Source organism: Tritonibacter multivorans, from assembly GCF_001458415.1.
GTDB lineage: Bacteria > Pseudomonadota > Alphaproteobacteria > Rhodobacterales > Rhodobacteraceae > Epibacterium > Epibacterium multivorans.
Genome location: NZ_CYSD01000002.1, coordinates 40,092 through 64,391 on the forward strand (window position 1 = coordinate 40,092; position 24,300 = coordinate 64,391).

Below are 24,300 nucleotides of genomic sequence, written 5' to 3' on the forward strand. Positions count from 1 at the left end.
TTTTAAGTTGAAATGAATCATGATTCATGTTTCATATTTTATCAGGAGAAGAGGGAGGACTACCAATGAAAGGCTTGACCGCATTGACGGTTGCCGGGGCGATAATGTCGTCGGCCGCCAGCGCAGAAATTCGTATCGCACATGTCTATGGCAAAACCGGACCGTTCGAGGCCTACGCCGCCCAGTCCCACAATGGGCTGAAACTTGGGCTGGAATACGCAACTGGCGGCACCATGGAGATCAACGGTGAAAAGATCGTCCTGATCGAAAAAGACACCCAACTCAAACCAGACATTGGCCGCGCCCAGCTGGAAGAGGCGTTTGGCGATGACGACGCCCATATCGCGGTCGGCCCGGTCAGTTCCGGCGTAGCCCTTGCCATGCTTCCGGTTGCTGAAGAATACGAACGTGTTCTGATTGTGGAACCCGCGGTGGCAGACTCGATCACCGGTTCCAACTGGAACCGCTATATCTTTCGCACGGGGCGCAATTCCTCTCAGGACGCGATTGCCAATGCGGTGGCGCTTGGCGGTGAAGGGGTCACCGTTGCAACCCTTGCGCAGGACTATGCCTTTGGCCGCGATGGTGTCGCTGCCTTCAAAGAAGCGCTGGAGGCAACAGGCGCAACTGTTGCGCACGAGGAATACGTCCCCACGGACACAACAGACTTTACCGCGGCGGCCGAACGCATCTTCACCAAGATGTCAGACGTGGACGGCGAAAAGAAGCTGTTTATCATCTGGGCCGGCGGCGGCAATCCGATGGGGAAAATCAACGCGATGGAGCCCGAGCGGTTCGGGATCGAAATCGCAACTGGCGGCAATATCCTTGCGGCACTCAAGGCCTATAAGGAACTGCCCGGCATGGAAGGGGCAACCTATTACTATTACGAAATTCCACAGAACCCGGTGAACGACTGGCTGGTGAAAACCCATTTTGAACGCTTCGACAGCCCGCCTGACTTCTTTACTGCGGGCGGAATGGCCTCCGGCATGGCCATTGTGGAGGCGATCAAGAAGGCAGGCGGGGCAGATGACACCGACGCGCTGATCAACGCCATGGAAGGGATGACCTGGGAGACGCCCAAAGGTCCTATGACCTTCCGCCCCGAAGATCACCAGGCCATGCAGACCATGTACCACTTCCGCACTGAAATTCAGGACGGCAAGGACTATGGCGTGCCGGTGCTCGTGCGTGAAATGGGCATGGATGACCTGTCCATTCCGCTCCGCAACAACTGAGCTCAGGATTTTCCCGACGACATTCTCCCGACGACAATGCAGGGGGCCCTTTGCCCCTTGCAGACAGGGACCAGGACAAATGACCCAGACTTTATTGCAGACCGACGCGCTGACCGTACGGTTCGGAGGCCACGTGGCTGTTGATGCTGTCTCGTGCAGTTTCCGCGCCGGAGAGCTCACCGCGATCGTAGGCCCCAATGGGGCTGGTAAAACAACCTACTTCAACCTGATTTCGGGGCAGATTCCGGCCAGCTCCGGCACCGTTAAACTGCTGGGCGAAGATATCACCCGGCTGGGTGTCGCAGACCGGTGCCGACGGGGGCTGGGGCGGGCCTTTCAGCTCACCAACCTCTTTCCCAACCTTTCGGTTCTGGAAAACATCCGCCTGGTCATTCAGTCCCGCCATCACAAGGGGTTTGGTCTGTTTTCAATGGCGGATGGCCATGTCGAATTGACTGTTGCGGCCACAGCAATTCTTGAACGCGTGCGTCTGGATACGCAGAAACATCAGCTGGTTTCGGAACTGTCTCATGGGGATCAGCGCAAGCTGGAAGTGGCGCTGCTGTTGGGGCTCGATCCGATGGTCTATATGTTTGATGAACCAACCGCAGGCATGAGCGTGGACGAAGCGCCGGTGATCCTTGACCTGATCGCAGAGATCAAAGCCGACAGACAGCGCACGGTTCTTCTGGTTGAACACAAAATGGACGTGATCCGCACCCTGGCGGACCGCATCATCGTCTTACACAATGGCGCCCTTGCCGCAGACGGAGAGCCCGAGTCAGTCATGGCGTCGGACATCGTACAGGAAGCGTATATGGGAAAGGATCTGGAACATGTCTGATCCGATCCTGTCCCTTAACAACGTGCACACCGACATCGCGCAGTATCATATCCTGCAAGGTGTGGATCTGGAGGTACCCAAAGGCCAGGTGACCATGCTTTTGGGGCGCAATGGCGTGGGCAAAACCACCACCTTAAAAACCATTATGGGTCAGTGGACCTGCAAATCCGGCGAGATTTCCTTTGATGGCCAAGACATGACCCAGATGGCTGTGTCGGCACGCGCACGTGCAGGAATTGGGTTTGTGCCTGAAGACATGGGCATATTTGCCGACCTGACAGTCGAGGAGAATATGGTTCTTGGCGCGACCTCTGGCCCGATGGACCCAAAACGCAAAGAGTGGCTTCTCAACGCCTTCCCTGCCCTCGGCACATTTTGGACAAGCGAGGCGGGCAATCTGTCCGGTGGCCAGAAACAGATGCTGTCGATCGCCAGGGCAATGGCCGAAGACCGTACGCTCTATCTGATTGACGAGCCCACCAAAGGCCTCGCCCCGGCAATTGTCTCCACCATGGCGCAAGCGCTGCGTGAACTGAAGGCACAGGGCGCGTCGATCCTGTTGGTGGAACAGAACTTCTCCGTTGCAAAAGCGCTTGGCGACACCGCCGCCGTCATGGACGAGGGCCGCGTTATCTGGACAGGCGCCATGGCGGATCTTGCCACCGACAAAGACCTTCAGGAACGGCTGATGGGTCTCAGCATGGAGGCACATTGACATGACTGCTGCTCCGGATCATCGCCCAACTTTTGCCCGGCTCAGCCTGACAGAGCGATTGGACGCCTCTTTGCCCTTGCTGTTGGTGCCGATCCTTGTGGTACTGGGGTTCTTCGCAATTGGCGCGCCATCGTCCTGGCTGACCCTCACTGTGTCCGGCCTCGCTATGGGGATGATGATCTTCATCATGGCATCGGGGCTGACGCTTGTTTTTGGCCTCATGGATGTCATCAACTTCGGACACGGCGCCTTTATTTCCGTCGGCGCCTTTGTCGGCGTTTCGGTCCTGATCGCCCTAGGGGACTGGACCGGTGCCGCCTCGCTTGTGCTGAACATGTCTGCGATTTTCCTCGCGGTTGTGGCCGCGATGGCTGTGACGGGTGCGCTGGGATGGGGGTTTGAACGTGTCATCGTCAAACCGGTTTACGGTGCGCATCTCAAACAGATCCTTGTCACTGTGGGCGGCCTCATCGTCATCGAGCAGCTGATACATGTGGTCTGGGGCCCTGACGAGATTTTCATCAACCGGCCCGAAATGCTGAAAGGCGCTGTCACCTTCGCTGGCGCGGCCCTGGAGCGGTATAGACTGCTGGCTGTGGCTGTGGGTCTCGTGCTTTTTCTGGCCATGCGCATTGTCCTGCGTCGCACCAAAATCGGTCTGATCGTGCGCGCTGGTGTTGAGAACGGACCAATGGTCGAAGCCCTCGGTTATCGGTTGCGTGTCGTATTTGTCGGCGTCTTTATCGCAGGTTCTGCGCTTGCGGGTTTGGGTGGGGTGATGTGGGGCCTCTATCAGGAGGTGATCACCGCCAATATGGGCGAACGGATGATGGTGCTTGTGTTTATCGTGGCCATTATCGGCGGGCTCGGTTCCGTAGAGGGCGCTTTCATCGGCGCGTTGCTCGTGGGGCTGTTACAGAACTACGTGGCCTTTCTGGAACCCAAACTGGCGCTGGTGTCCAATATTGCACTGATGACCGCAATCTTGATGTGGCGCCCCCAAGGCATGCTGCCTGTCGTGAAGGCGAAATGATATGATTGTAAAACTTCTGTCCGGAGACAAGCCACGCTCCAGAGTGCTGACCGCCCTGCTGCTGGTGATCCTGATCTGCCTTGCGGGCGCGCCGTTTATCTTTGACGGCGTGCGCCCCTTGGACACGGCCGCGCGGATCTGCATCTTTATCCTTCTGGTGGCAAGCTATGACCTGCTTCTGGGCTACAGCGGCATCGTCAGTTTTGCCCATACGATGTTCTTTGGCCTTGGCGCTTATGGCGTTGCACTGGCGTCGATCCATATGGGCCGCGGTTTTGATGCGCTCCTTGTGGGGTCGGTCGCAGGCGCTTTGGCCGCTGTGATCTTAGCCCTGCTGATCGGCCTGTTCAGCCTGCGCGTGCGCGCGATCTTTTTCGCCATGATCACATTGGCCGTCGCGTCCGCCGTGGCGGTTCTTGTGTCGCAATTCTCGGGCCTTACCGGCGGGGAAGACGGGCTGACCTATAAAATCCCCCGGGTGCTGACCTCGGCCAATCGTTTGGGAGAGATCATGGGCACCAAGATCAGCGGCAAGATCCTGAACTACTATCTGATCTTCTTCGTATCGCTGATCCTGTTCCTACTGCTTCTGCGCATCGTAAATTCGCCGTTTGGCCGGGTCTTACAGGCAATCCGTGAAAACGACTTCCGCGCCGAAGCGATTGGGTATCGCGTGGTTTGGTATCGCACGATGGCGACCTGCCTGTCGGCTGCTACAGCGGCGCTCGCCGGAAGTCTCTTTGCGATCTGGCTGCGCTATGTGGGCCCCGACACAACGCTCAGCTTCGAGATTATGCTCGATATCCTTCTGATGGTTGTGATCGGCGGTATGGGCACCATTTACGGCGCGGTCATTGGGGCAACCCTTTTCATTCTGGCACAAACTTATCTGCAAAACCTGATGGGCACTGCCGCCGAGGCGACCTCGGGACTGCCGCTGATCCCCGAACTGCTGGACGCAGACCGTTGGCTCATGTGGCTGGGCATCCTGTTCATTCTGAGCGTCTATTTCTTCCCCACCGGCATTGTCGGACGCCTGCGGGAGCAGCATCGCGCATGAGCATTCCGATCCTCTTTCTGCATGGTTGGGCGATGGATGGGGCAATTTTCCAAAACCTGGCCACCTGCCTGGGCCCGGACTTTGATTGCCACGCCCCGGATCTGCCGGGGCATGGCGTCAACCCGACGGATGCGCCGAACTTAGACAGCTGTGTGGAACTGACCCGGTGGGGCATTGCGGAACTCGACCGCCCAATTGTCGTTGGCTGGTCAATGGGCGCTGCCGTCGCATGGCGATACATTTCCCGCTATGGAACCTCTGGTGTCAGAGGGTTGGTGACCATCGACATGAGCCCCCGGATGCTACCGGACACCGATTGGGACCTTGGCCTGCTTGGGCAATCTGCAGAAGACATCCTCGCCACCTCGTCCAAGATCGAGCCGAACTGGCATCGCATGGTCAACAGCATCATCCGCAATATGTACGCCACAGATGCCGAAGACGCCCATCAGAACACGGCCATGCGGGCCTTCCTTCGGGCGCAAGACCCAGAACGTTTGCGCCCATTGTGGGACGATCTCACTGCCCTCGACGAACGCAAGACCATCGCAAAGATCGATATCCCCTATCTGGTCTGCACCGGCATGCAGAGCAGACTATACAGTGCCGATGTCGGGCGTTGGATCGCCCAAACCGCGCAACAGGCCCGCGTAGAGAGTTTTCGGAATTCGGGCCATTCTCCTCACATCGAAGAGCCCGAGACCTTTTGCGAGGCCTTGCGGCGCTTTGCTGTCATAGAGTGCGCGCCAAGATGAAAAACGACCAAGAAAGACCCAAGATGAACAAAATGACCGCCCCTAAACCGAAAACCAAACGCGGTGTGGAACGTCGGGCGAAAATTCTCGCTGCGGCAGAACAGGTGATCGGGGAAAAAGGATTTGCAGCGGCGTCGATCGCGGATATCACCCGCGCCGCCGACACGGCCCTTGGGACCTTCTACATCTATTTCTCTGGCAAGGACGAGTTGTTTCGCGAACTGGTTGAGGACATGGGCCAAGCCACAAGGTCACAGGCTGCCGAGCGGATCTCTCACACGACAAACCGGCTGGAAGCGGAACGTGCGGGTCTTGAAGCCTACCTCATGGTCATCCGAGAACGGCCCATGCAGTACCGCATCGTGGAAGAAGCCCGTTTTGTCGACCCGGACGCCTACCGGACCTACTATATGGAATTTGGGCAGGCCTATGCCGAACAGCTGGAGGCCGCTGTGGAAAAAGGAGAGCTGGCCCCCGGCAATGCCGAGGTGCGTGCCTGGGCACTGATGGGCATCGCCAAAACCCTGGGCGAACGTTTCGTGCTTTGGGAGGACGGCGCAGACATCGACCGGATCGTCACCGAGGCGCATAAATTCATATGCAATGGCATGGCGCCATGACGAACCTTGCGACGGATCTTGTAAGGTTTCGCCAAGAAACGCTTCCCGGGGGCGAACCTTTCTTTGCAATCTCTATGCAGGCCCCGCGTGCCAATGCTCTCGCGCCCGAGATTTTGGCGGCGCTTCACAGCGCTTTTGATGCGCTGGAAACCTCGGGGATCCAAAAGGCATTGATCACCGGCGGACGGCATTTTTCCACCGGCGGTGATGTGGCGCGGTTTTATGACGCCGCCCACTCAGGACATGCCGAAGACTACAGCGACAAGGTCGTGCCACCCTTGCAATCGCTGGTCCTTAGAATGATCGAGATGCCGGTGCTGTTCGCAACCGCCGTTCGAGGGGCCGCGACCGGCGGATCTGCTGGTCTGCTGTTTGCCTCTCATCTTGCGGTTGCCGCCCCTGATGCCTTTGTACAGCCCTATTATGGGACCGTAGGATTTGCGCCGGACGGGGGCTGGACCGCGCTGCTTCCGGATTTGGTCGGTCGCGCGGTTGCCCGCAGTTGGCTGATGGCGAACCAAAGGAAAATGGCTGAAGAACTGCACCGGCTGGGACTGATTCAGGATATTGCGGCTGCGCCTGAAGATCGCGCACAGGATCTGTTGGACGGCATTGATGTCGCCTCCGCGCTCGCAACCAAATCCTTGTTCTGGAACGCTGTGCGCCGCGAGGCGATAAAGTCCGGCCTGAGCGCAGAAGCCAAAGCCTTCCGGCAATTGATCGGACGGGGGCGCACGCAATCCCTGATGCAGACATTTCTTGAAAACATTGGATGAGGAAAATGTTTGACGAGATCCCAGATATGGCCGCAAAACGGGCGGAGCTTACCCCAGACAGATTGGCCTTTGCGGACACCACCAGTGGGCGCGATTGGAGTTTCCGGCAAATCAACGAGGCGGCAGACGCCACCGCCGCAGGCCTGCGCGCACAAGGGCTGGCTGAAGGCGACCGCCTGGCCATTCTCTGCCAGAACCGGGCTGAGTTTTTTGTGGCACTGTTTGCCTGCCAAAAAACCGGAATAATCCTCTGTCCGCTGAACTGGCGCCAGCCCGCGCTTGAATTGACTGAAACCATAGAACAGGTCGGCATCTCACTGTTGCTTGCGGATACGGCGTTTCAGGACACAGCCCAAAAGATCGCGGCGCAGATGGACGTGCCGCTTTTGTCCATTGAAAAAGACCTCGCTGGCTGGATCGACGCCGACGCCCCCCCTGTGACACAGCCCATCCCGGCAGAGCGACCTTGGTATCTGTTGTTCACATCTGGAACCACCGGCCTGCCGAAATCTGTTGTCCAGACGGCCCGGATGGCCTGGGCAAACACCGTCAACATCGGGCAGGCCATCGACATGACATCGGACGACCGCGCAGTGTGCTTCTTGCCCCTTTTCCATACGGCTGGCATCAACCTCTATTCCCTGCCGGTATTCCTGACCGGAGGCGCTTCCACGATCCTGCCAAAATTCGACGCTGCGGCGGTCACGGAGCTGCTCGCTTCAGGGCAGATCACGCAGTTTTTTGCGGTCCCCGCCGTCTACCAAGAGCTGTCGCTCCTGCGTCAAATTGGGGGGCTGGACTGGTCCCGCATTCGCTGCGGCTGTGGCGGCGCTCCGCTGCCGGAACCTTTGATCCGTTTCTATGGAGAGCTCGGTGCGAAAGTTCTGAACGGTATGGGGATGACCGAAACTGGTCCAACCGTTTTTCTGATGGACCCTGAACATGCAACGCAGAAAATCGGGTCGGTCGGAAAGCCACAAAGCCTGGCCGAGGTTCGGCTGGACAGCGTTCCGGAGGGCGCAGAGGGGGTTGGCGAATTGCTCCTGCGTGGCCCCGGCATAACACCGGGGTACTTCGCAAATCCCGAAGCCACGGCGGCAGCCTTCACATCTGATGGCTGGCTGGCCACGGGCGACGTCGCACGGCGCGATGCGGATGGGTATTACTTTATCGTGGACCGCATCAAAGACATGTTCATCTCGGGCGGTGAAAACGTTTATCCGGCCGAAGTGGAACGGGTGTTGCATACGCATCCGGCGGTGCTCGAAGCAGCTGTTATCGGTGTGCCCGATGCAAAATGGGGCGAGGTCGGTGCTGCATTTCTACTGCTGCGCCCGGGCGCAACACTTGCGCCGGACACTCTGCGCCCTTGGTGCCGGGACCGCCTTGCGTCCTACAAGGTTCCGGCGCACGCCCGCATTGTCACTGACCTGCCCCGAACGGCGGCTGGCAAAGTGTGCAAGCCTGACCTTCTGAAGGCGTTTCAGCATGATTGATCTGCAGCAGCACTGGACACCAACGCAGGCGGAATTTGACGCCTTTGCCACATTGTCCGGCGACGAAAACGCCATCCATGTGGACCCCGAATTCTGCGCAAAAACCCAGTTTGGACGCACTGTGAGCCACGGGATGCTGATTTATTCCAAGCTCTGGGGATTGCTGCATCATCACATCCCCAACCTTTCCCAAACGCAGCAAGATCTGATGTTTCCCAACCCGGCTTTTGCCGGCGAACCGCTGCTCTTGACGGTCCGCGAACACAGCCCGGGTCAGCTCAGCATGCGCGCAACGCGTGTCCACGACAATGCCGCCTGCCTGATCGGCGAAGCGAGGGTCGAATGCTAACTGTTGGCGAATCTGCGCATCTTGTGCGCAGCTATTCCCAAGACGACCTGCACGCGTTTGCCGCATTAAGTTCCGCCTCCGTAAAAGCCGTTCCCGAACCCCTGATCGCGGCCCTGTTTTCGCAACTCTTGGGTATGGAACTGCCCGGTTTTGGAACCAATTACCTCAAGCAAGAGCTGAGGTTCAAAACGCCTGCCCCGCTCAACACCCCTTTGGAAGCCCGCGTTGAAATCATCCGCCTTCGCCCGGAAAAACATCTGGTGGACCTGTGTGCAACCTGCCGCACGATCGACGGCCGCCTCATTTGCGAAGGCCGCAGTCTGGTCAAAGCAAAGGATGTGCCGAACGCCTTTTGACCAAGCATCCCCGCTTGTGACTTGGATCAAGATCCGTGATCCAAACCCGCCGCCGCGACGTAGTCTTCTGACAAATAAAGGGACGGCGCAATGAAGCTTCGACTGATCCTCGGCGATCAACTCTCATCACACATCTCCTGCCTAAAAGACGCATCATCGCAAGATGTTATCCTGATGTGCGAGGTCCGCTCCGAAGCCACCTATGTCAAACACCACAAGAAAAAGATCGCCTTTGTCTTCTCGGCTATGCGGCATTTTGCACAGTCACTGACGGATCGCGGCCTGAACGTCCGCTACATCCCTTATGATGCCCCCCAGAACCAAGGCAGCCTGCGCGGCGAGGTCAACGCCGCCCTGAAAGACCTGCACATCGACGGAATCGTTGTCACAGAACCCGGAGAACACAGGCTTTTGGCAGAGATCCAGTCATGGGGCAGAGAGTTCAACGTCCCGGTCTCCATTCGGCCAGATACGCGGTTCCTTGCAACGCACGAAGATTTCACAACCTGGGCAAGCGGTCGCAAGCAACTCCGCATGGAGTATTTCTATCGCGAGATGCGCCGCAAACATCAGGTTTTGATGGACGTCGACGGCCCGATTGGTGGTCAGTGGAACTACGACAGCGAAAACCGCAAACCCCCGAAAGAGGGGCTGGACGTTCCGGACCCTTTCGACATGCCGCCGGATGCGATCACCCAGGATGTCCTGTCGCTGGTCGACGTGCATTTTGCGGATCATTTTGGCGATCTGTTCCCGTTTTCTTTCGCCGTGACACGAGAAGGCGCCTTGGGCGCGCTTGAGATGTTTATCAATCAGCGGCTGAACCAGTTTGGAGACTACCAAGATGCCATGGTTCAGGGCCAGCCATGGATGTTCCACAGCCACATCGCGCTTTACCTGAACGTTGGTCTTCTACAGCCGCTGGAATGCATCCGCGCCGCCGAACAGGCCTACCATCGCGGACAGGCGCCGCTCAATTCGGTCGAAGGGTTTATCAGTCAAATTCTTGGCTGGCGAGAATACGTGCGCGGGATCTACTGGCTCAAAATGCCCCACTACAAAGGCACCAATTTCTTTGCAGCCAAACGGGATTTGCCGGATCTGTATTGGACCGGGCAAACAAAAATGAACTGCCTGCGTCAATGCATTTTGGAGACCAAGCAGAACGCCTATGCCCACCACATTCAACGGCTGATGGTGTTGGGCAATTTTGCGCTTCTGGCCGGTCTGGATCCGGATCAGGTCAATGACTGGTATCTCTTGGTCTATGCCGACGCCTTTGAATGGGTCGAGCTGCCCAATGTCCACGGCATGGTACTGTTTGCGGACGGCGGCACGCTTGCGTCGAAACCCTATGCCGCAAGTGGCGCTTATATCAAAAAGATGTCGAATTACTGCAACAGCTGCTCGTACAAAGTCGGCCTCAAGAACGGCCCCAAAGCCTGCCCGTTTAACTATCTCTACTGGGACTTTATGCAGCGCAATGGTGGAAAACTGCGCGGCAACCCGCGCCTTGGGTTTGTCTTTAAGACCCTAGACCGGATGAGCGACGAAAAGCGCGCCGCCAGCCGCGCTGACAGCGCACGTTTCTTTCAGGCTTTGGAAAACCGCGAAAACGTCTGACTTGCCGCATAAAACGGCCAGCACGGATGCACTTACCAATAGTGATGCACATGGGGTGCGATGCGGGTTTGGTACAGGCTGCGCAAGACGGTCATCGCTTCATCGGAGACCGGAGGGAGTGCGCTGGCCGCAGCGTTTGCACGGGCTTGCACATCGGATTTGGCACCGGGAATAACCACAGTCACCGCCTCCTCCATCAGGATCCAACGCAACGCAAACTGTGCCATGCTGACGCCTTCAGGGACCAGATCTCGGATGTCTTCAACAACCTCCAGCGCCAACTCGTATGGCACGCCGGCAAATGTCTCGCCCTTGTCGAACTCTTCACCATTGCGGTTGAAAGCGCGGTGATCATCCGGCGCAAAACGGGTTTCAGCCGTCATCTTGCCCGTCAACAGACCCGACGCCAAAGGCACACGGACAATCGTCGCAATATTGCGTGCCTTGGCCTCTCGGAAAAACAGACCCGCAGGGCGCTGCCGGAAAATATTGTAGATGATCTGAACAGACATAACGCCCGGATATTCGATCGCTTTCAGGGCCTCTTCGACTTTTTCAACCGATACCCCATATCCCTTGATCTTGCCGTCCTGAACCAGACCTTCCATGATATCAAACACATCTGGCTGATAGAAAACCTCGCTTGGGGGGCAATGCAGCTGCACCAGATCTAGACACTCCATCTGAAGATTGTCGCGCGAACGGTCCACAAAAGCGGTAAGGTTTTCCTTTGTGAAACCCGCCGCGACATGGGGGGAAAGACGTCGGCCCGCCTTTGTCGCAACAAAGGGGCGTGTACCGCCGCGTTCCTTTAGAACCTCTGCGATAATGCGTTCGGAACGGCCATCACCATAAACATCAGCCGTGTCGATAAAGGTCATGCCCGCATCCAATGCCGCATGCACCGCCTGTTTCGCATCCGAAGCCGACACATCGCCCCAGCTGCCGCCGATGGCCCAAGCACCAAAGCCGATTTCGGAAACGTCATGACCTGTCCGGCCAAAGGGTCTGGTTTTCATGGATGTGCTCCTCATTGCGGAATGACTGTAATTGGCCAGATGCCGGAGACAGAGCACACGATGGGAGGGTCGCGCGCGCCAGACTGCCCCCGGCCTGCCTGATCAAGGGCCATGATCCAAAGTTACACTTGAACAGGGCCAAGCGGGACGGATATTGATTGAATGCAGTTCATTCTTCGAATGAGGCAAGTTCACAGAAAATGCTCTCTGATCGCACTAACCTCGCAGATCTGCGGTTGTTTCTGACAATCGTGCGCCGTCAGAGCTTTACCGCCGCGGCAATCGAACTCGGCGTGACCCCGTCAGCCGCCAGCCACGCCATTCGGCGGCTCGAGGAAAAACTGGGGGCAAAGCTCTTGAACCGAACCAGCCGCTCTGTCATGCCCACCGACCTTGGACAAGACCTGGCAGAAAGTCTGGCTGACGGGTTCGACACAATCGATGGCGCTGTTCACGCCATTCAAGCCCCCGGTGCCGCGCGGTTTGGCGAGCTGCGGATCAATGCGTTTGCAGATGCGGCCCATATGCTGATCGCCCCTGCTCTGCCCGAATTCGCGCGCCGTTTTCCCGACGTTCGATTGACCGTCGCGGTCGAGGAACGGCCCATCGACATCGTGGAAGAAGGCTATGATGCAGGCATCCGTTATGGTCACCATGTGCCAGAAGACATGGTTGCGGTTCCCCTCACTGGTCCCCATCGCTGGGTCGTGGTCGCCGCGCCGTCTTATCTCGATGCCCGATCTATCCCGCAGACCCCGGAAGACCTAAAAGACCACACATGCCTTCAATTGCAGCTGGGCGACAATTCAAACTATGCTTGGGAACTGCGCGACGGCACGGCAGAGCGCGCGTGGCGTGTACCCGGCAATATTACTGTCAAAGATACCGCAACCACGATAACAGCGGCAAAGGCAGGTTTGGGCCTGGCTTATTTGTTGGAAGCCCGGATTGCGCCAGAATTGGCTGAAGGCAGCCTTAAGATCGTGCTGGATGATTATGCCGCGGCGGGCGAACCCTTGTATATCTACTACGGCAGCCGCCGCCACAATCACCCCGGCCTGCGCGCCTTGACGAACATCATGCGCCGCAACAACCAACTATCGCAGATCTAGCCCCATTGCGGCGCAAATTCAGCTGCGCTTGCGGGCCGGAATGAGCTGTTGCACCATGCCAACAACCAGCAGGTAAACCGAGGTCACAACAAGCCCCCAATGGGCCCAGCTTTGCGGGTGGAAATCGACCCAGGCCGCCCAGCCTGCAAAGAAGGTCCAAGCGATCGCCATTGGCAAAGACAGCTTGCGCCAGCGCTCCGTGCGAACCGGATGGATGAACTTGAGTGGCACGAACATGGACGCCGCCAGCGCCGTGACCAGCGCCAGACACACCCAGTGGCTGGGCTCCAGGGCAAAGATAACCAGAACCAGCATGTTCCAGCACCCAGGGAACCCCGCAAAGGAATTGTCCTTTGTCTTCATACGGGTGTCCGCAAAATACATCGCCGAAGCAAACGTGATGACAATAATCGCGACCCAACCTGTCCAGCCCGCCATCAAGCCGGACTTAAACAGCGCAAACGCGGGGATGAACACATAGGTCAGATAGTCGATGATCAAATCCAGCAGCACCCCGTCAAATTCGGGCGCATAACGGCGCACATTGTAATGCCGCGCAAGCGGGCCATCGATGCCATCAACGGCAAAGGCCACAACCAGCCAGACAAACATGAGATCCCATTTCGCTTCGACAGCCGCCAACAAGGCAAGCATGGCAAAAACAGCACCGGTGGCAGTAAGCAAATGGACGGAGAGCGCGCGGAGTTGAGGTGACATTCCCACCTGATGGCGAATTTCGTCCCGTCTTGCAAGTGGCGTACAAACTTTAGCGTATCAATCCTTCGTTCCTGACAACCATCACGGACGAAGACAAGCTGCCTCGCCGTTCCATCCCCGGCACTGGTCGAGCTCCACCTCTTCCTCAAACATCGCTTTGCCTCGGCCCAAACTTAATCGATGACGTGACCTGAGCCCCGTTTTCTCCTCCGATTTTGGGTAGAGTTCTTCCTAACGAAGGAGACGAACAGAATGAAGAGATCACGTTTTAACGAAGAGCAGATCATTGCGATCCTGAAGCAGCAGGAGAGCGGCGTGGCGACAGCAGATGTGTGCCGTGAACATGGGATCAGCTCGGCGACATTCTACAAGTGGAAAGCGAAGTATGGTGGCCTCGAAGTGTCGGATGCCCGAAAGCTCAAGACGCTTGAGGACGAGAATGCGAAGCTGAAGAAGTTATTGGCGGAGCAAATGCTGGACAACGCGATGTTGAAGGATGTCGCCTCGCGAAAGTGGTGACGCCCGGCGCGAAGCGGGATGCTGTGGCGCACTTGTGCACAGAGCACGAGGTGAGCCAGCGGCGGGCGTGTTCTGTACTTGGCGTTGATCGTTCGAGCGTGCGGTATCGCAGTGTGCGCCCGGACGATGCAGAGTTGCGCAAGGCGATGAAGGCGGTGGCCGCCGAACGCCGCCGGTTCGGTTATCGCCGTGTCCATGTCATGCTGCAGCGGCAGGGCTGGCAAGTGAACCAGAAGAAACTGAGGCGGCTCTATCGCGAAGAGAAGTTGCAGGTCAGAAAGCGTGGTGGTCGCAAACGGGCACTCGGGACGCGCAGACCAATTTTGGTGCCAGAGAGGCCCAACGAACGCTGGAGCCTGGATTTCGTGTCTGACGCCTTTACTGACGGACGCCGGTTTCGAGTTTTGGCCATCGTGGACGATTTCAGTCGGGAGTGCCTGGCGCTGGTGGCGGACACGTCTCTTTCTGGGCAGCGTGTCACGCGTGAACTGACGGCGATCAAGGCGAGGCGTGGGCGACCCAGAACGATTGTCAGCGACAATGGGACGGAACTGACCAGTATGGCGGTGCTCAGATGGTGCCAGGAGACGCAGATCGAATGGCATTACATTGCGCCAGGTAAGCCAATGCAGAACGCATTCGTGGAAAGTTTCAACGGCAGCTTCCGGGACGAGCTTTTGAACGAAACCCTGTTCTCTTCGCTGGCCGAGGCCCGCGAGAAGATCACCGAATGGAAGGACGACTACAACCGAAACAGACCTCACTCATCCCTCGGCAATCTCACGCCACAGGAATTTGCAATGAAATCGAGACTGGAAATCAAGGCCGCATGAGGTCAGAAAACAACTGACGGATTCTCCCAAACGCTGGAGGAAAGTCGGGTCTCAGGTCAGACGCCGCAAACAATTTCGAAAACACGAAACTACCCGCTCTCCTTAACCCCCCCTCAATCAACTTCCATTAAATTAGAACGAAATTTGCGGATACAGAACCACGGTAAATCTCATGAAATTCTGGCACGTCATTCCTGATAGCAATCATGCTGTTTCGCTCGCCAACAACCTGCGCGAAATCGATCATGCTGGGGAACATGAAATCCTGATGTATCACTCGCGCGGACACCAAAAATCCTACATCGAAAATACGATGGAAATCTTCCCTCGCACGTCCATCCTTGGCAAGAACCTGTCGTTTGGGGAAAAGGATATCGTTGTGGCTCACGGCGTCTTTACGCAAGACGTCATCAACCTGTTCGACGCAATCTATGCACAGGGCATCAAAACCGCGTGGTCCATTTGGGGGGGCGATCTTCATCTTCTGGCACCGCTGAAGGGTGGCATGGCGCTGATGAACCGGTTTTCCTGCGTCATCACTGCCCCCGGTGAACTCTTGCTTTATCCGGACCTACACACCCCGGAAGTGCACGGCTGTTTATACAAACTGGACGGCACGCTCGAAATGAGCGCGCCAGAAAAAGAAGACCTCATTATCTTGGGGAATTCCGGCGACCCATCCAATAACCATCTGTATCTACTGGACATTGCGCAGAAATTCGAAGGGTATCAGGTTCATGTTCCCTTCGCCTATAACGCAACCGAAGACTACACACAGACCGTTCTGGAAAAAGCGGCCTCGCTTGGGCTCAGCGATCGTATGACGCTGCAGACCGACATCCTGAGCCTAGAAGACTATAGCGACCTTTTGGCAAGAGCCCGTATTTTTCTTGCCGGCCATGACCGGCAACAGGCGGTTGGATCCATCAGCATTGCGTATCAAAACAACTGCCGCGTCTATCTGAAGAAAGCCATCAAACGTCCCTGCGGGCGGGAAATGGTCAACCCGGGCTATATGCACCTTCAGACCTATGGGTTTGTCGATATTCAGGACGTGTTTGATTTGGAAGACGATGCAACCGTCAACGCGCTGATGCGATCCGCGCCCGCACCCAATCGCATCGCAGAGATTAACGCCCTGTCCGTTGAACACCGTCTGGCGACCTTTGAGAAAATCAAACGCGCTTGCGGGGTGGCTTAACCCTGCCGTTCACCGAACAGAACTCAGCAGAACAATACTGCTTGCCGTGCTTATTCAGCGGCAAGCAGTTTTATCCTGCGACGCGTTTTGGCGTTTCGGTCGCGTCAGACAAAACCTCTGCCAGCTGGGAATACTGAATTTTGCCCGAGGTCGTTTTCGGAAAACAAGGCACCGTATGAAGACGGAAATCCCGCAGCATCAGGTTTGTTTCGCCGCGGACCGTGCCCTCGAAACGCGACACGTCGATATCGCCAGTGTGACAGACACAAATCATCTCGTCTTTTTCCAGGCAACAGACTTCGGTCTGCAGCGCGGTCTGAAGGATTTCTTCGAGGTGAGTGAGGTTCACGCTGTGGCCTGAGACTTTGGCAAAACGTTTCAAACGGCCGGTGATGAATACGTACCCCTGATCATCGACATATCCAACGTCACCGGTTTTCAGGACACCATTGAAACCGTCGGGCGCATTGAGATCCGCAGAAGACCGCGCATAGCCAAGCGATACGTTCAGCCCATGATACCAGAGTTCACCTTCCTGCCCGGTGCCAAGCGCCATCCCGTTGTGATCAACCACAGTAAACCGCCCGCCCGCAAGCGCGAGACCGGCAGTGCCCGTCACAGACCCAAAGTCGCGTGCTGGCAGGATGGACATTCTGGTGGTGGCTTCGGCCTGACCGTACATCATAAAAAAGTCTTGCCCCGACTGGGCGATCTTTTTCACCAAATCCGCCTCAAGCGTTGCAGCCAGTTTGCCGCCTGCCTGCAAAAAGGTTTGAACCCCGGCCGCGTAACGGGACTTAAAAAAGCGCATCGCATTCAACTGCGCATAGGTCTGCGGCACGCCCGCCAGAAGGGTCACGCCTTCGTTCAGCATCAACTCCAGAAAACCCTTTTGGGTCGGTGCAAGGTCGCTGACCACAATGTCCCCGCCGCACAGCACCTGACAGTTCACGACCGACATCCCGTAAGTGTACGAAATCGGCAATGCGGTAATGGCCTTGCTCTTGGAAGTCAGGCCAAGCGCCGTCACAATCTGGCGGCTGTTTTCAACCACGTTCGCAAAGCTCTGCCGCACCACTTTGGGGCTGCCTGTGGAGCCCGAGGTTGTGGCGAGCAAACATAGGTCTTCGTGAAACGCATGCTGTCGTTGACAGTCAGCGGCAAAAACGCCGAAAGCACCCCATGAAAACTGCTGCGTAAACCCATCCGGCAGCGCCTCGCACTCCAGCGGGGCAATAAGGTAGTTCGGTTGAAAATCCGCGATGAAGCGCGCCAAGAGTTCGGGCCTGGCATCTCGCGGGAAAAACACAGGAACTGCTTCCCCAAAGACGAGGTTCAAGTAAATCCCGATCCCATCCAACGTGTTGTCGACACAAGCCAAAACCAGACTGCGGCCAATTTTGGCCCGTTCTCTGCTTGCCCTATCCCAAATCTCGTGTGCCAACACGCGGTTGTCACCGTCAGTCAGGACACAGCGCGAGGCTTGTAGAATTGCAGGCAACTTACCCCGTGCCGTCATTGGAAGTCCTCTGGTTGCACCAGAAAATCGCCCTCCACGGCACGAACCAAGGTTTTTCCGACGACCCTCGCGACCTCTGTCGGCGGTATGCCCGTTCCCGGACGTTTGCAGATCAGATCATCTTTGGAGATCATGGTCCCCGGAGCCAAATCACCGGCATATACAAGGCTGCGCCGCATGTTTGCCCGCTGGCGCAGTTCCTCTTCGGAAATCTGCCGCTCCGCTCTGCCCATGCAATGCCATGTGGCCATGCAGCGTTTGATCATTTCGGCGAACTCTTCCGGTTCTGTCGCCATTTGGTTGTCCATGCCGATGCGAGAACGGTCCAACGTAAAGTGACGCTCGATCACGCTTGCCCCCAAGGCGACGGCCGCCACCGGCGCGTCCAGTCCCAAGGTGTGATCAGAATAGCCAATCGCGACGCCCGGCAGACGGTCTTTAAGCAGCGCGATATTGCGCAGGTTGGCCTCAGTATTTTCAATGGGGTAGCGTGAAACGCAGTGCAGAACACTAAGATCCGCGCACCCAGCGTCTTGAACCACACGCACGGCGGTTTCGATCTCGCAGAGGTCGGCCATTCCGGTGGACAAGATCAATGCGCTGCCCATCCGCGCAAGATCCGCAAGATAGTCGAGATTGTTGATTTCCATCGACGCAATCTTCAACGCGGGCACGTGACATTGATCAACAAGGAAACGCGCCTCTGGCACCGCATAGGGCGTGGACATAAAGCCGATGCCTTTTGATTTGCAATGGGCCGCGAGTTCCAGAAGCTGTTGTTCTGACAAAGCGTATTTCTTTACAAACCGCTTCGCCATTTTGTTTTCAGCGTAATAGGACTGCGAATAGAGCGTCTCTGCGGACCACGACTGAAACTTCACACAATCCACCCCGATCCGGGCGCATTCTTCGATCATTTCTTTGGCCAGCGCGACATCACCAAAGTGGCTGGTGTTAAACTCCGCCACGAAATAGGGCTTGGCGTAGTCGGCAAGAGGCGTACCGTCGTTGAGTTTCATGGTTGCACGGCCTCGCGTTTATTCATCAATTGTTGGGATCAGCATCTCGGACCGGAAAAGCTCCCGGTCGAGGAACGGCTTTTGGTCTTCCAGCGGACGGCGCGCCAGACGATTGTTGGCATCGCGACCAAGACCGATTTCGATGTAATCTTGGTTCTGCTTGCCAGGCAGCGTGATCACGACTGGGCCCGGTTGTTTGAACGCCTCTCGGATTTGGTCGACATAGGTGTCGGCCTCAGCCCGGACAAACGGCAGCCCAAACCCCCGCGCAAGCTGTTCAAAATCGGGTTCCTGCAAGCCGGTTTCGGGATCAACGCCAATCGTGCGACCGCGAAACAGCTCTGTCTGCCGCCGTTTGATGATGGCGTACATGCCGTTCAGAACCACCACGATTTTAATATTTGCACCGCTGCGTGCGATCGTGTCGAGCTCCTGAATATTCATCATAATAGAGCCATCCCCAACCGCACAAAGCACCGGCCGATCTGTGCAGGTCGCCACGCCGAGCGCGCCAGGCAGTGCGAACCCCATGGCCCCCTGCGACACCGGCCGCACCACGCGCTGCCCTCGTTTCAGCGGTGCATTGGTGGGCACAACTACGTCGATGAACCCAGAATCACACAGCAGCGCGCCGCGATCCGGCAACATCTGTCCCATATTGCGGGCAAAATCATGAAGATCGACATCGCCGTCGGGACCTTCAAATTCAATCAACGCGGTGAACTTCGCTTTCCAGCTCTGGGCTCTCGCCAGCCACTCCGGGTGGCTTGGCAAAGCAGGTTTTGCGTCCTGAAGCCCGGCTAGTACGGCGCTCAAATCCGCCTGAACAAACCGGTCGATCCGCACCCCGTCCTTTTCAAACTCAGCCGCGCTGATATCAACCACAACTATCTTGGCGTCGCGGGCGAATTTCGAAAAATCCGGACCCGTCGTCAAAGAATTGAGCCGCGAGCCCAGCACCACGACCAGATCGGCATTTTGAACCGTAAACGCCCCAGCACGACTACAGCCCTGACTGCCCAAAGAGCCGATGGAAACCTCTTCCTGCAGCGGCACGCAATCCACGGCTGATGCGGTGTACACAACCGGAATGGCATGGGTCTGGCAAAAATCGATCAGACGGGTCTCGGCCTGTGCGTGACGCACCCCAGCCCCGATCAAGAAAACCGGACGTTGCGCGCGGCGCAGCGCGTCTTCCAACGCCTTCAAATCTGTAGCGGACGGCGCCATGTCCGCCAACGTGGGCACATAGCCTTCCAATTCCTCAGGCTCAATCCGGGCGTTCTGAATATCCAGCGGGACGTCCAGCCAAACCGGGCCAGCATTGCCAGACACAGCAAGATGAAACATCTTTTCGAGTTCGAACCGCACGTTTTTCGGATCGTCGAGCATGACCGCATATTTGCAGATCGGCTCCACGATCGAGACGATATCAGCTTCTTGCTGACCAAACGTCTTGATCGGAAGGCCGCTGTGCCGCGTTGTTTCCTTGAGGGTATTCTGACCGGAGATCACGATCAGTGGAATATGGTCCTGCCAGGCCGACAAAACCCCGGTAATAACATTCGTCGACGCACAGCCCGTCGACACCATCACGGCCTGCGCAGATTGCGTAATGTCTGCACCCGCCACGGCGGCAAAGGCCGCGCCTTGTTCGTGATGGGTGAAAACAGGGTCAACGTCTGCATGCTTGGCCAAAGCATCGTTCAAAAACAAAGCACCGCGCCCGGTCACGACAAACGGGGTCAAGATACCTTTGTCGGCCATGAATTGAACGATGTAATCCGCTAAACGCAAAGGCTTATCCTCAGGTCTTGGGTTTGTATTGCTCCAGAATCTTTGGCAGGCCAATCGTGACCTCCGCAGAAACCGCAAGCTCTCCGTCGACACGTCCAATGGACGTCCCACGGGCAATGCCGCGCTTGAAAGATGCGATCTGAGAGTCGATCACTAGCCGATCACCGGGGACGACTCTCCGACGAAACGTTGCATCCTTAATGTTTAGAAAGCTTGTGCGACTGCCAAAATGTTCCGGGAGTGACAGAAAGGCCATCAGGAAAGACTGCGTCAGGCTTTCCACCAGCACAAAGCCCGGCACGTTGGGGTCATCTTCGTAATGCGTTGGAAAGAACCATTCATTGTAGGTGAAGTTCTTTTCACTTCGCGCAGATTGGCCTGGAACACATTCGCAAACCCGGTCGATGAACAGCATTGGCGAACGATTGCATTGGGCCTTCAGGATGCCTTTGATGTCGAAACTGCTGCCGCCCGGCTCATTATGCATCAAAGGTCACCCCGTATTTCCCAAGGATCTCTTTTCCTTTGGAAAAGCTTGAGAAATCGGTGATGTCGTCAATGTCCATTTCGATATCGAAACGCTCTTCCAAATCAGACATCAGCTGCATGTGGCCGAGGCTGTCCCACTGTTCAATGGATTGATATGCAAGGGCCGCGACCTGATTTGCATCCACGCGAAAAGCATCCACAAAGGCCGAAGTGTACGTGTCGAGGTTAGACATGGAGTTCTTCCAATCACTTTAGGTGTTTTGAAAACACGTAACACTGAGAGGTTAACCGAGTACTTATAATGTTATGGATATTGCTCGCACCGAGGTTGTTGGACGAGAAAGTGGTCGAAACAGTTTTCGCCCCTTTTTCAAAGCAATGCACATAGGCCATATGGTTGATGAAATACCCTAAACCCATGTGTTGGAACGCCGGGAAAATGCCTGCGAGCAAGGAATGAAACCGCCCGCCCCCTGCATCCCGCACCAGAAAGAACCCCACAAATTTCCCTTTGAACGCAATTGATTGCAGCTCTGCCCCGCGCGCAACCTCATCTGAGATCCAGCCACAATAGCGGCTGGAAGACTGAACTGCTGAAAAGGCCGGATCCAACGAGAAACGATCCGTTGTAAACATTCCGTCGCGTATGTGGTCAAAAATCTCTTCGATTTCATGGTCCGCTGCAGGCCCTGTGGACATGTGCTGGGCATAGCGTGACATGATCCGATCCAGGTCAGGTAGATTAACCACTTCAACAGTGCTCAACATCTCCCGAAAGCGAAATCCAATGTCTTCAATGGCATTGGTCAATGCCACATTGCCAGCCGGAACCTTCACAGAGACATAATCCGCCGCCGGGAGGTTTTCGAGCGCCGTGACAACGTCTGTGGGGCAATCATCAGATCCCAGCTCGACCTCCAACACATCCAGTCCGAGATTGCGCTTTTCCCAAACAGCTTCAATGATTTTCACAATTCGAAACTCCGTGACATGAGCCGGATCAAATCCTTCCCTTCCCAAACAAAAGAGAAGTGACCCGCGGTCCCGACCGGAACCACCCGGTCCACCCCCTTCATGCCGTGTTCAGCAACACAGGACAGGATGTCCGTTTTGAGATCCCCAACAAACGCCAGCGTCTGGCAGCGTTGGTCCAATGCGTCCGAAAGCTCGCCCAGGTGTTGGATACTTCGCTCTAGGAAAAACCCCTCGCTCGCGCCGTGATCCAGACGGCAGGCGCTGGCGGTTTCTGCTTCAATGACCGTCAAACTGGGATGGCTTATGGATCGCCGAATGGGCGCCTCGACCGCCAATTGCGCAACGCTTTTGAAATGCCGGACCCCGACACCTTCCGCTGGCTGATACTGTGCCCGATGCATGGTCTGTTTCAGCTCTGACCAGAACCGTTCTTTTGCTTGTCGGATAACGACATCCTCGCCCAGCCAGAACACCAGTTTCGGGGCCGTGCAGGCGTTTTGTTCGAACGGGTAGACGTCGTTGTAAAACTTCTGCGCAATCTCCCGCGCCTCGCAGGTTTCCAGATAGTCACGGGCATCGATCACCGCCGCAGAGTAGCGATTGGCGAAATGTATCTCCGTCGCGCGCGCTGGGACGGGAATGGAGGCAAACGTCTGAATTGTTTGGTCGCCGCCCCAGATCACGCGAAGGTCGCAGGTCTGCGACAGGCGTTCATTCATCGCGCTGTCGTGCCCGTACCGCAGGATCGAAACCCTGTTGGACATCTTCGCCGCATCAAACGCGGCATTCAGCGCGTCCACAAACAGATCCACCTGCGGAAACGGTCTGGACGAGACGCGCACAACACTTGGATTGCCCGCCAGCAAGGACGCCACAAGGGAGTAGGCAAAATTCAGGGGCACGTTCGCCGGGCCCACATGAAACGCAAGCCCGCGTCCCATTAAGAAGACTTTGCCATCTCCAAGATACCCGCGGCCAATCCGATCCAGGTTCTTGCGCCGCAGGAAGAACCCCAATGTCGCAAGATCAGGAAACTGGCGTGTCGTTGACGTGTTCAGAATTTTCTGACTGACGTCATCCAAAAACCCAAGAACGGACGGATCGAACGCACGCATCGGTGCGGCCGACAGAACGTTTCCAAAATCGCTGTTGGTGAGTTCTTGCATTTAACGCCCCTGATAGGTGTCGCTGCACCCTCGTATTTCCGCCTGAGCCATGCGGCCGTGGACTTCAAAGACTGTGCTGGCATGGGTCACACCAGCTGTCATCGTCTCACCGGGCCCAATGACCCGTCCAAGGTCCTCGGTCAGGATTGAGAATCCGGGGTAAGAGGTGGGCAGGGTCGACATAACCTGCAGCACGCCTGTTTCCCCCTCGGGTAGCGGTTCAAGCGTGTTTTGATCCCGGCAAATGATGTGATTGTAGGGATTGGTATGGAGATATCCCTGATCGCAGCCCAAAAAGATCGACCCAGTCTGTTCCACCATGCCGTAATAATCATGCACGCTTTGTACAAAAGGCAGCCGTTCTTTCACCCTGGCACCAAAGGTCTGGCTGGAAATGTTCTGCGCAGCCAGCTTCTTCCAGCCCCCCCCATGGAGCAAAACCGCAGCGCCTGCCTTTTCTTTAAAGCTGTGCGCGTCAATCTTGCTCAGGAATTCCTGCCAGATAATCGCCGTGAACCCAAAGAGGAAACTTTGGTCCGCATCGCAGTCCAGAAACGCCTGAATATTCTCGTGGTTGATGGACATGTCGTCGTTCAGCGCAAAGAATTTCTTGGTCGCAAAGGTAGAGAAGCCAAGAATTCCAGCGCCGCGTGCGGAAAACGTTGCCCTGTTGGCGATCTGCGCCGGGCAATCGATCACCAGCATAGGGCGACGTTTCTTGCCCAGGACTCCGGCGACAATGGAAGACAGCGCCTTACTTTGTGCCCGTGCGGTATCCCGGTCCAAATAGATCTGTGATCGCAGTTGCGATGTGGTGCCCGAGGATTTCATCACCTTGAACACCTCCTCCTCGGGGACGCTCTTGAGCGCGTGGGTCTTAAAGATTTCGGCCGGAAGAAATGGCAGTTCCTCCAGTCGCCCCGAAAGCGCCGATGGTCCAAACCATCGGTCAACAATATTGCGATAGGCCGAACACGCGTCGTAGTGGTGACGCGCAAGAGACTGAAACCGCGCAAGTCTTTCGTCTGTCGCGGTTGGAAAATCAAAATCCTTCATTGATTTTCCG

25 protein-coding genes are annotated in these 24,300 nt (G+C 56.6%); 15 read left to right on the forward strand and 10 right to left on the reverse strand.

The window, feature by feature from the left end; translation table 11 throughout:
- Nucleotides 1-65: 65 nt before the first annotated feature.
- The 12 genes from TRM7557_RS00315 (at nt 66) to TRM7557_RS00370 (ending at nt 10,868) form a co-directional block, all read left to right on the forward strand.
- The gene (locus TRM7557_RS00315) at nt 66-1,241 is read left to right on the forward strand and encodes a substrate-binding domain-containing protein (protein WP_058288229.1); all 1,176 of its coding nucleotides are present in this window, start codon (nt 66-68) and stop codon (nt 1,239-1,241) included.
- A 79-nt stretch (nt 1,242-1,320) separates the two neighbouring features.
- Nucleotides 1,321-2,085 carry an ABC transporter ATP-binding protein gene (locus TRM7557_RS00320; protein WP_058288230.1) on the forward strand — a complete coding sequence of 255 codons (765 nt, stop codon included), beginning with the start codon at nt 1,321-1,323 and terminating at the stop codon, nt 2,083-2,085.
- Entirely contained in the window at nt 2,078-2,800 is a 723-nt protein-coding gene (locus tag TRM7557_RS00325) for an ABC transporter ATP-binding protein (RefSeq protein WP_058288231.1), read from the forward strand. The genes TRM7557_RS00320 and TRM7557_RS00325 overlap by 8 nt, the downstream gene beginning before the upstream one ends.
- Before the next feature lies 1 nt (nt 2,801).
- Complete coding sequence (locus TRM7557_RS00330) at nt 2,802-3,833, forward strand: branched-chain amino acid ABC transporter permease (protein WP_058288232.1); 1,032 nt, start codon at nt 2,802-2,804, stop codon at nt 3,831-3,833.
- Between the two features lies 1 nt (nt 3,834).
- A complete protein-coding gene (locus tag TRM7557_RS00335; RefSeq protein ID WP_058288233.1) occupies nt 3,835-4,893 on the forward strand; it encodes a branched-chain amino acid ABC transporter permease in 1,059 nt (352 codons plus the stop codon).
- A complete protein-coding gene (locus TRM7557_RS00340; protein ID WP_074942170.1) occupies nt 4,890-5,648 on the forward strand; it encodes an alpha/beta fold hydrolase in 759 nt (252 codons plus the stop codon). The genes TRM7557_RS00335 and TRM7557_RS00340 overlap by 4 nt, the downstream gene beginning before the upstream one ends.
- Before the next feature lie 32 nt (nt 5,649-5,680).
- Nucleotides 5,681-6,268: a TetR/AcrR family transcriptional regulator gene (locus tag TRM7557_RS00345; protein WP_235811361.1), complete on the forward strand. Its 588-nt coding sequence runs from the start codon at nt 5,681-5,683 to the stop codon at nt 6,266-6,268.
- Nucleotides 6,269-6,342: 74 nt separating this feature from the next.
- Entirely contained in the window at nt 6,343-7,044 is a 702-nt protein-coding gene (locus TRM7557_RS00350; protein WP_235811362.1) for an enoyl-CoA hydratase/isomerase family protein, read from the forward strand.
- 5 nt (nt 7,045-7,049) lie between these two features.
- A complete protein-coding gene (locus TRM7557_RS00355) occupies nt 7,050-8,540 on the forward strand; it encodes an AMP-binding protein (protein ID WP_058288235.1) in 1,491 nt (496 codons plus the stop codon).
- The gene (locus TRM7557_RS00360; protein ID WP_058288236.1) at nt 8,533-8,889 is read left to right on the forward strand and encodes a MaoC family dehydratase; all 357 of its coding nucleotides are present in this window, start codon (nt 8,533-8,535) and stop codon (nt 8,887-8,889) included. The genes TRM7557_RS00355 and TRM7557_RS00360 overlap by 8 nt, the downstream gene beginning before the upstream one ends.
- Entirely contained in the window at nt 8,883-9,245 is a 363-nt protein-coding gene (locus tag TRM7557_RS00365; RefSeq protein ID WP_058288237.1) for a hotdog family protein, read from the forward strand. Before TRM7557_RS00360 ends, TRM7557_RS00365 begins: the two co-directional genes overlap by 7 nt.
- A gap of 90 nt (nt 9,246-9,335) precedes the next feature.
- Entirely contained in the window at nt 9,336-10,868 is a 1,533-nt protein-coding gene (locus TRM7557_RS00370; RefSeq protein ID WP_058288238.1) for a cryptochrome/photolyase family protein, read from the forward strand.
- Between the two features lie 32 nt (nt 10,869-10,900).
- On the opposite strand, the gene TRM7557_RS00375 is transcribed toward TRM7557_RS00370, so the two are convergent.
- The gene (locus TRM7557_RS00375) at nt 10,901-11,887 is read right to left on the reverse strand and encodes an aldo/keto reductase (RefSeq protein ID WP_058288239.1); all 987 of its coding nucleotides are present in this window, start codon (nt 11,885-11,887) and stop codon (nt 10,901-10,903) included.
- 200 nt (nt 11,888-12,087) lie between these two features.
- Between TRM7557_RS00375 and TRM7557_RS00380 the strand changes: the two genes are divergently transcribed.
- Nucleotides 12,088-12,999 carry a LysR family transcriptional regulator gene (locus TRM7557_RS00380; RefSeq protein WP_058288240.1) on the forward strand — a complete coding sequence of 304 codons (912 nt, stop codon included), beginning with the start codon at nt 12,088-12,090 and terminating at the stop codon, nt 12,997-12,999.
- An 18-nt stretch (nt 13,000-13,017) separates the two neighbouring features.
- Here the strand turns inward: TRM7557_RS00380 and TRM7557_RS00385 are convergent, their stop codons facing one another.
- Nucleotides 13,018-13,716 (reverse strand): CDP-alcohol phosphatidyltransferase family protein, encoded by a 699-nt coding sequence (locus TRM7557_RS00385; RefSeq protein ID WP_058288241.1) that lies wholly within the window; start codon nt 13,714-13,716, stop codon nt 13,018-13,020.
- A 252-nt stretch (nt 13,717-13,968) separates the two neighbouring features.
- On the opposite strand from TRM7557_RS00385, the gene TRM7557_RS00395 reads away from it, so the two are divergent.
- Both TRM7557_RS00395 and TRM7557_RS00400 read left to right on the forward strand, forming a co-directional pair.
- A protein-coding gene (locus TRM7557_RS00395; RefSeq protein ID WP_110620091.1) for an IS3 family transposase occupies nt 13,969-15,068 on the forward strand; the annotation gives its coding sequence in 2 pieces (ribosomal slippage) (nt 13,969-14,230 and nt 14,230-15,068; 1,101 coding nt in all).
- Between the two features lie 172 nt (nt 15,069-15,240).
- The gene (locus tag TRM7557_RS00400; protein WP_058288244.1) at nt 15,241-16,269 is read left to right on the forward strand and encodes a TDP-N-acetylfucosamine:lipid II N-acetylfucosaminyltransferase family protein; all 1,029 of its coding nucleotides are present in this window, start codon (nt 15,241-15,243) and stop codon (nt 16,267-16,269) included.
- 70 nt (nt 16,270-16,339) lie between these two features.
- Here TRM7557_RS00400 and TRM7557_RS00405 read toward each other — a convergent pair whose 3' ends face one another.
- The 8 genes from TRM7557_RS00405 to TRM7557_RS00440 all read right to left on the reverse strand — a co-directional run bounded on the left by TRM7557_RS00405 (nt 16,340) and on the right by TRM7557_RS00440 (nt 24,290).
- Entirely contained in the window at nt 16,340-17,545 is a 1,206-nt protein-coding gene (locus tag TRM7557_RS00405; protein ID WP_165592385.1) for an AMP-binding protein, read from the reverse strand.
- A 239-nt stretch (nt 17,546-17,784) separates the two neighbouring features.
- Nucleotides 17,785-18,807, reverse strand: coding sequence for an N-acetylneuraminate synthase family protein (locus TRM7557_RS00410; protein WP_058288246.1), 1,023 nt, complete (start codon nt 18,805-18,807; stop codon nt 17,785-17,787).
- Nucleotides 18,808-18,825: 18 nt separating this feature from the next.
- The gene (locus tag TRM7557_RS00415) at nt 18,826-20,604 is read right to left on the reverse strand and encodes a thiamine pyrophosphate-binding protein (RefSeq protein WP_207382598.1); all 1,779 of its coding nucleotides are present in this window, start codon (nt 20,602-20,604) and stop codon (nt 18,826-18,828) included.
- Nucleotides 20,605-20,614: 10 nt separating this feature from the next.
- Nucleotides 20,615-21,091, reverse strand: a complete 477-nt coding sequence (locus TRM7557_RS00420) for a 3-hydroxyacyl-ACP dehydratase FabZ family protein (RefSeq protein ID WP_058288248.1) — start codon at nt 21,089-21,091, stop codon at nt 20,615-20,617.
- Nucleotides 21,084-21,326 carry an acyl carrier protein gene (locus TRM7557_RS00425; RefSeq protein WP_058288249.1) on the reverse strand — a complete coding sequence of 81 codons (243 nt, stop codon included), beginning with the start codon at nt 21,324-21,326 and terminating at the stop codon, nt 21,084-21,086. The genes TRM7557_RS00420 and TRM7557_RS00425 overlap by 8 nt, the downstream gene beginning before the upstream one ends.
- 13 nt (nt 21,327-21,339) lie before the next feature.
- Entirely contained in the window at nt 21,340-22,065 is a 726-nt protein-coding gene (locus TRM7557_RS00430; RefSeq protein WP_058288250.1) for a hypothetical protein, read from the reverse strand.
- A complete protein-coding gene (locus tag TRM7557_RS00435) occupies nt 22,062-23,234 on the reverse strand; it encodes an acyl-CoA reductase (RefSeq protein ID WP_058288251.1) in 1,173 nt (390 codons plus the stop codon). The genes TRM7557_RS00430 and TRM7557_RS00435 overlap by 4 nt, the downstream gene beginning before the upstream one ends.
- Nucleotides 23,235-24,290: a LuxE/PaaK family acyltransferase gene (locus tag TRM7557_RS00440; RefSeq protein WP_058288252.1), complete on the reverse strand. Its 1,056-nt coding sequence runs from the start codon at nt 24,288-24,290 to the stop codon at nt 23,235-23,237.
- Between the last annotated feature and the right edge of the window lie 10 nt (nt 24,291-24,300).

Coding starts and splice junctions, on each gene's coding strand:
- TRM7557_RS00315 (WP_058288229.1), top strand. CDS start 66: ATGAAAGGCTTGACCGCATTGACGGTTGCCGGGGCGATAATGTCGTCG.
- TRM7557_RS00320 (WP_058288230.1), top strand. CDS start 1,321: ATGACCCAGACTTTATTGCAGACCGACGCGCTGACCGTACGGTTCGGA.
- TRM7557_RS00325 (WP_058288231.1), top strand. CDS start 2,078: ATGTCTGATCCGATCCTGTCCCTTAACAACGTGCACACCGACATCGCG.
- TRM7557_RS00330 (WP_058288232.1), top strand. CDS start 2,802: ATGACTGCTGCTCCGGATCATCGCCCAACTTTTGCCCGGCTCAGCCTG.
- TRM7557_RS00335 (WP_058288233.1), top strand. CDS start 3,835: ATGATTGTAAAACTTCTGTCCGGAGACAAGCCACGCTCCAGAGTGCTG.
- TRM7557_RS00340 (WP_074942170.1), top strand. CDS start 4,890: ATGAGCATTCCGATCCTCTTTCTGCATGGTTGGGCGATGGATGGGGCA.
- TRM7557_RS00345 (WP_235811361.1), top strand. CDS start 5,681: ATGACCGCCCCTAAACCGAAAACCAAACGCGGTGTGGAACGTCGGGCG.
- TRM7557_RS00350 (WP_235811362.1), top strand. CDS start 6,343: ATGCAGGCCCCGCGTGCCAATGCTCTCGCGCCCGAGATTTTGGCGGCG.
- TRM7557_RS00355 (WP_058288235.1), top strand. CDS start 7,050: ATGTTTGACGAGATCCCAGATATGGCCGCAAAACGGGCGGAGCTTACC.
- TRM7557_RS00360 (WP_058288236.1), top strand. CDS start 8,533: ATGATTGATCTGCAGCAGCACTGGACACCAACGCAGGCGGAATTTGAC.
- TRM7557_RS00365 (WP_058288237.1), top strand. CDS start 8,883: ATGCTAACTGTTGGCGAATCTGCGCATCTTGTGCGCAGCTATTCCCAA.
- TRM7557_RS00370 (WP_058288238.1), top strand. CDS start 9,336: ATGAAGCTTCGACTGATCCTCGGCGATCAACTCTCATCACACATCTCC.
- TRM7557_RS00375 (WP_058288239.1), bottom strand. CDS start 11,887: ATGAAAACCAGACCCTTTGGCCGGACAGGTCATGACGTTTCCGAAATC.
- TRM7557_RS00380 (WP_058288240.1), top strand. CDS start 12,088: ATGCTCTCTGATCGCACTAACCTCGCAGATCTGCGGTTGTTTCTGACA.
- TRM7557_RS00385 (WP_058288241.1), bottom strand. CDS start 13,716: ATGTCACCTCAACTCCGCGCGCTCTCCGTCCATTTGCTTACTGCCACC.
- TRM7557_RS00400 (WP_058288244.1), top strand. CDS start 15,241: ATGAAATTCTGGCACGTCATTCCTGATAGCAATCATGCTGTTTCGCTC.
- TRM7557_RS00410 (WP_058288246.1), bottom strand. CDS start 18,807: ATGAAACTCAACGACGGTACGCCTCTTGCCGACTACGCCAAGCCCTAT.
- TRM7557_RS00420 (WP_058288248.1), bottom strand. CDS start 21,091: ATGCATAATGAGCCGGGCGGCAGCAGTTTCGACATCAAAGGCATCCTG.
- TRM7557_RS00425 (WP_058288249.1), bottom strand. CDS start 21,326: ATGTCTAACCTCGACACGTACACTTCGGCCTTTGTGGATGCTTTTCGC.
- TRM7557_RS00435 (WP_058288251.1), bottom strand. CDS start 23,234: ATGCAAGAACTCACCAACAGCGATTTTGGAAACGTTCTGTCGGCCGCA.
- TRM7557_RS00440 (WP_058288252.1), bottom strand. CDS start 24,290: ATGAAGGATTTTGATTTTCCAACCGCGACAGACGAAAGACTTGCGCGG.